Below are 5,025 nucleotides of genomic sequence, written 5' to 3'. Positions count from 1 at the left end.
CCGTTGGGCAGCCGCGGCATCTGCCCGGCCACCCGCGCCGCCAGGTACTCCTACCGCAGCTTCGTCGACTACGCCGAATGGAACAACCGCAACTTCCTCGTCGTCCCGCTCATCGAGAACCCCCAGGCCGTCGACAACATCGACGAGATCTGCGCATTGGACCAAGTCCACGTGCTGGCCTTCGGTCCCGGCGATCTCGCCTACGCCATCGGCGAGGGCAACAACATGACCCACAGCCCCAAGATCCGTGAGGCCTACCTGAAAGTGCAAGCCGCCGCCGACCGGCACGGCGTCGCGGTGATGGGCGGCCCGGTACTCGACCCCAACGTCGACGGCTGCAAATCCGCGCTGGACGACGGCGTCAAGGTGTTCTGCCTCGGCCTGGACGTCATGGGATTCCGGCGGTTCTGCGAGCACACCGTCCGCATCGCCGGCGACTCGGTGAAAGGCACCGCCTACACCCGCCCCGATACCCCAACGCCAGACTTCGCACCTCATGTCACTGCGTGAGAAGGCGATCACCACGATGGAAAGGAACAGTGCAATGACGACTCATCTGAACCGGTTCGTGGTCGGGCCCGACGCCGAAGGCCGCTCAGCGGTACTGCAACACGGTCTGACCAACGTCCAATCCCGCGACGGGTTCTACTGGCGCGCCACGCTGTGGGCAACCCAAGAGACGCCGGTAGACAACAGCATTGACGGCGACCGATCGCAGACGGACGGTCTCGGCGCCAGCCGCGAACCCTTCCCCAACGGCATGATCTGCCGGGCACTGGAAATACCGCCGGATGACCCCGACGCCGCCCAGCACCGCCGCGTCCTGGCCGACCTCAATGAAGAGGTGCATCAAAAGCACCGGCCGAGCCAGACGGATCTCGCCCGACATCCGAGCATGCACCGCACCGACACCCTCGACTGCCTCACCTGCGTCCGGGGCGAGATCTTTCTGGTCACCGACACCGATGAGACGCTCATGCGGCCCGGCGACACCGTCATCATCCGCGGCACCAATCACGCCTGGAGCAACCGGTCGAACGCGCCGTGCCTGCTGGTCGGCACCATGACCGACGCCACCCCACCGAACGGAGGCTGAGCAAGCAATGTCGGAATTGGCGGTCGACACGTGTGATTGTGACGTTCTGGTCGTCGGCGGCGGCCTCGTCGGTTTGGCCGCGTCGATGTTCCTGGCGCAACAGGGATTACGCGTATGGGTGGTGGAGCGTCACGCCTCAACCTCGGGCCATCCCAAGTTGCGCGGTGTCAGCGCCCGAACGATGGAGCTGTATCGCTCCGCCGGAATCGAAGAAGCGATACGCGCCGCGGGCGAAGATCATTTCGGGGTGGCGATCGGCACCAGCCTCTCCGGCGAGTACGAGCGGATACATCTACCGCTCGCACTGGCCCGCCAGAACCGACTGAGCCCCACCACGCACTACGCCTGCGACCAGGACCGAATGGAACCCATTCTGCTGCAACGCAGCACCGAGTTGGGTGCCCAACTGTTCTACGGCTGCACAGCCGCCAACATCGAGCAGCACGAGTCCACCGTCACCGCAGACGTGGTGTGGTCTCCATCCACCGTCGGCACCCCCGCTCCGGCGACGCCACCGAGTCGGATCACCGCCCGCTATCTGGTGGCCGCCGACGGGGCCAGGGGCACGATCCGTACCAGCCTCGGTATCGGCCGCCACGGCCAACCGATTCCAGGACGAGGCCTGAGCGTCTTGTTCGACGCCGACCTCGAACCGGCACTGCGCGGACGGCGGATCAGCGCAATGATCGCCCCGGCCCAGGGCGCCCTGCTGTTCACCCGCAGCGACGCCCGCGACCACAACTGGTTCGCCCTGACCCCGCGAACCGACCTAGATTCCATCAATCCCGATGCTGTTGCCACCGAAGCGATTCCAATGATCAGATCGTTGATCGGTCTAGCCGACCTCGACGTCACTGTGCACAGCGCAACGACCTGGAACACCGGGGCCTTCATCGCCGACCGCTACCGCGCCGGTCGCATCTTCCTGGTCGGCGACGCAGCCCATCTCATGCCGCCCTACGGCGGATTCGGCGGCAACACCGGAATCGCCGACGCACACAACCTCGCCTGGAAACTCGCCGCGGTCTGCACGGGCGACGCTGAAGACGCACTGCTGGACACCTACCAGTCCGAACGCCAACCGATCACCGAGTTCACCCTCAAACACGTCATGCTGCGCGCCGGGGACGGGATCGGCGAATTCTTCCGGCAGTTCGACCAGTTCGACCCCAATCCGATCACACTGGGATTCCGCTACCCCATGGCCACAGCCATGGGTTTCGATCCCGAACTGCCCATAGAAGACCCGGCCCAACCCAGCGGACAGCCCGGCACCCGCGCCCCGCACATCCCACTCAACGGTGCCGTGTCGAGCACGCTGGACCTGCTGGATCCGGGCGCGTTCACCTTCCTCACCCCCGACGCCAGCTCCTACGCCTCCACACTGCGAACCCATCCGGTCGCCGGTGTGCGGCTGCGTGCGATCCGCCGCCAAGACATCGCCGACCGCCACACATGGGACAGGATCTTTCCCACGCCCGCAACCGCGGGCCTACTCATCCGACCGGACGGCGTGATCTGCTGGCGGGCCCAGTCCACCCACCCGGATCCAGCACTGCTGGTGCGCACCGCCCGAGCACGCGCACTCGAGCCCGAAAACCTAGATCGCAGGAGGTGATTCGCCATGCCCACTGTCCACCACGCCACCTGGGAACTGCTGCGCGCGCTGGGCCTACGCACGGTGTTCGGCAACCCGGGGTCAACCGAGATGCCGTTCCTGGCCGACTTCCCCGACGACGTCGACTACGTTCTCGGCTTGCACGAGGGCGCGGTGGTCGGCATGGCCGACGTCTACGCCCAGCTGACCGGCGAACCGACGCTGGTGAACCTGCATACCGCGGTGGGCCTGGGCAACGCGATGGGGGCGATCATCAACGCCGCGAGCGGGCACAGCCCGTTGGTCATCACCGCGGGCCAACAGGTGCGCGCGACGCTGACGATGCAACCTCTTCTGGCCAACCCCGATCCGACAATGCTGCCCAGGCCGGCGGTCAAATGGGCGTTTGAACCGCCCCGCGCACAGGACGTGCCCGCGGCGCTCGCTCGCGCATTCCGTTTCGCGGCACTGCCGCCGGCGGGACCGGTATTCGTGTCACTGCCGATGGACGACTTCGAACAGACCGCGGAAGCCGGCACCACAGAACTACTGGCGGCGCGCCGACTCACCGGCCGGTCCGTCCCCGCCCCCGTCGAGCTGACCGCGCTCGCGAAGCGCCTGACGGCCGCCCGCAGTCCGGTGTTGGTAGTCGGCGCGGGGCTGGACGCCGCACCGGGCGGATTTGAGGCAGGCGTCGCGCTGGCCGAACGCCAGAACCTGCCGGTATGGCTGGCCCCGAACACCTCGCGCGTCGGATTTCCCACTGACCACCCGAACTTCCGGGGCAGCCTTCCCGCCGGCATCGCGTGGCTGTCCGAGTCACTGGCCGGGCACGATCTGATCCTTGTCGCCGGGGCATCAGTATTTCAGTACTACCCCTACGCCCCGGGCACCTACCTGCCGCCCGGCGCCGACCTCGTGGCGATCATGAACGATCCGGACGCCGCCGCGCGCGCGCCGCTCGGCGACGCGCTAGTCGCCGACCCGGCCCTCGCCTTGCAGGGTCTGCTGGAACTCCTACCGCAGACCAACCGGCCCGCACCCGCGGCACTGGCGCCGCTGAAGATCCCGCCCGCCGTCGACACGCTCACCGCATCCCAGGTCTACGACATCGTTGGTCCGCTGTTCGGTCACCACGGCATCGTCGTGACCGAATCGATGAACGGTGCTGCCGCCATGTGGAACCGGATGAAGTTCCGCCGTTCGGGTTCGTTCTTCTTCTGTGCCGCAGGCGGCCTCGGGTTCGCCGTCCCTGGTGCGGTGGGTGCCCAGCTCGCGCAACCCGCGCGGCCGGTGTTGGCGGTGACTGGCGACGGCGGCGCGCAGTACGGCATCCAAGGGCTGTACACCGCGGCCAGCCGCCGCCTTCCGGTGACGTTTCTGGTCCTGGTCAACCGTGAGTACGGAATCCTCAAGGGCTTCGGCGACTACCTCACCACCACCGGTGTGCCGGGCCTCGACCTCGACTACCTCGATTACGAAGCACTGGCGAAGGGCTACGGCATCCCCGCAGTGCGAACCGGGCGCCCCGACGAATTGGCCGTTGCCGTGAAGGAAGCATTCACCGCGGCCAACGGACCGCACATGATCATCGTGGACGTCGAACCGGGTGTCCCCTTGGGTGGCTGATCACCCAACGCACGTGAATGGCGAAAGAACACCACCGCAATGGAATTAGGCATTCACTTCGTCAACGCCAAACTTCCCGGCGGGCCGCACGTGCTCGGGCCGACCATCGCGAAATGATGCGCTATCTTGCACCGCGAAACTATTTCGCGTACTGGGCCTCACCGTTACCAAACGACCAGTTCTCTTTGCTGACTTCAACCAGACTAATGAACACGTCCTCCCGGCGCAGGCCGAGGCGCTCGTGCAGTCCGTCCGCGATGGCTCTGTAAAAGGCAGACTTCTGGTCGACGGTTCGCCCGGCATTGAGCGTGACCTGAATGAACAGGCAATCTTTCGACCTGTGGATGCCAAGGTAGTCGGGCGCAAAGATGAAGCCCCGCGCTGGATGCTCGGTGATGACCTGGAAGCGATCCCCTTCCGGGACCTTCAAGATCTCAATCATTGCGTCATACAGCACTTCCCCGACAGTCTCGCGGTAGTCGGCCGACTGACCTTCTATAAGATCGATTCGAGCGAGTGGCATGATCAGTCTCCTTTGCGTAATTGAATTGTGGGCGATGAATCAGCCATTACTTGCGCTGAAAGTTGGAAACCGTGAAGGCCGACGTCAGTGCTTCGGTGAAATCTTCCCCGCAAAAGTTTGGGTCAGAATCTTTCCGTTCTGCACGATGAAGGTGTCGGTGCCGACTTCGAAGCGATTGTC

The 5,025-nt window shown here is 65.4% G+C and carries 5 protein-coding genes; 4 read left to right on the top strand and 1 reads right to left on the bottom strand.

Annotation, left to right across the window (positions count from 1 at the left end; genetic code table 11):
* From QOC69_RS00605 to mdlC, 4 genes are all read left to right on the top strand, one after another.
* Positions 1 to 510 (top strand): aldolase/citrate lyase family protein (locus tag QOC69_RS00605; RefSeq protein WP_526435319.1); only part of this gene is annotated, 510 nt, incomplete at its 5' end.
* A 34-nt stretch (positions 511 to 544) separates the two neighbouring features.
* Positions 545 to 1,096: a cupin domain-containing protein gene (locus QOC69_RS00600; protein WP_526435317.1), complete on the top strand. Its 552-nt coding sequence runs from the start codon at positions 545 to 547 to the stop codon at positions 1,094 to 1,096.
* A 7-nt stretch (positions 1,097 to 1,103) separates the two neighbouring features.
* Entirely contained in the window at positions 1,104 to 2,714 is a 1,611-nt protein-coding gene (locus tag QOC69_RS00595; protein WP_526435315.1) for an FAD-dependent oxidoreductase, read from the top strand.
* 6 nt (positions 2,715 to 2,720) lie between these two features.
* A complete protein-coding gene (mdlC, locus tag QOC69_RS00590; RefSeq protein WP_526435313.1) occupies positions 2,721 to 4,322 on the top strand; it encodes a benzoylformate decarboxylase in 1,602 nt (533 codons plus the stop codon).
* Positions 4,323 to 4,461: 139 nt separating this feature from the next.
* Here mdlC and QOC69_RS00585 read toward each other — a convergent pair whose 3' ends face one another.
* On the bottom strand, positions 4,462 to 4,845 hold the full coding sequence (locus QOC69_RS00585; protein WP_526435311.1) for a tautomerase family protein: 384 nt from the start codon (positions 4,843 to 4,845) through the stop codon (positions 4,462 to 4,464).
* Positions 4,846 to 5,025: the final 180 nt, after the last annotated feature.

The sequence above is a fragment of the Mycobacterium sp. genome (genome assembly GCF_032162105.1).
GTDB lineage: Bacteria > Actinomycetota > Actinomycetes > Mycobacteriales > Mycobacteriaceae > Mycobacterium.
This window is presented reverse-complemented; position numbering and strand designations above follow the sequence as displayed.

Excerpts from the sequence above, each read along its gene's own strand:
- QOC69_RS00600 (WP_526435317.1), top strand. The coding sequence starts at position 545 with ATGACGACTCATCTGAACCGGTTCGTGGTCGGGCCCGACGCCGAAGGC.
- QOC69_RS00595 (WP_526435315.1), top strand. The coding sequence starts at position 1,104 with ATGTCGGAATTGGCGGTCGACACGTGTGATTGTGACGTTCTGGTCGTC.
- mdlC (WP_526435313.1), top strand. The coding sequence starts at position 2,721 with ATGCCCACTGTCCACCACGCCACCTGGGAACTGCTGCGCGCGCTGGGC.
- QOC69_RS00585 (WP_526435311.1), bottom strand. The coding sequence starts at position 4,845 with ATGCCACTCGCTCGAATCGATCTTATAGAAGGTCAGTCGGCCGACTAC.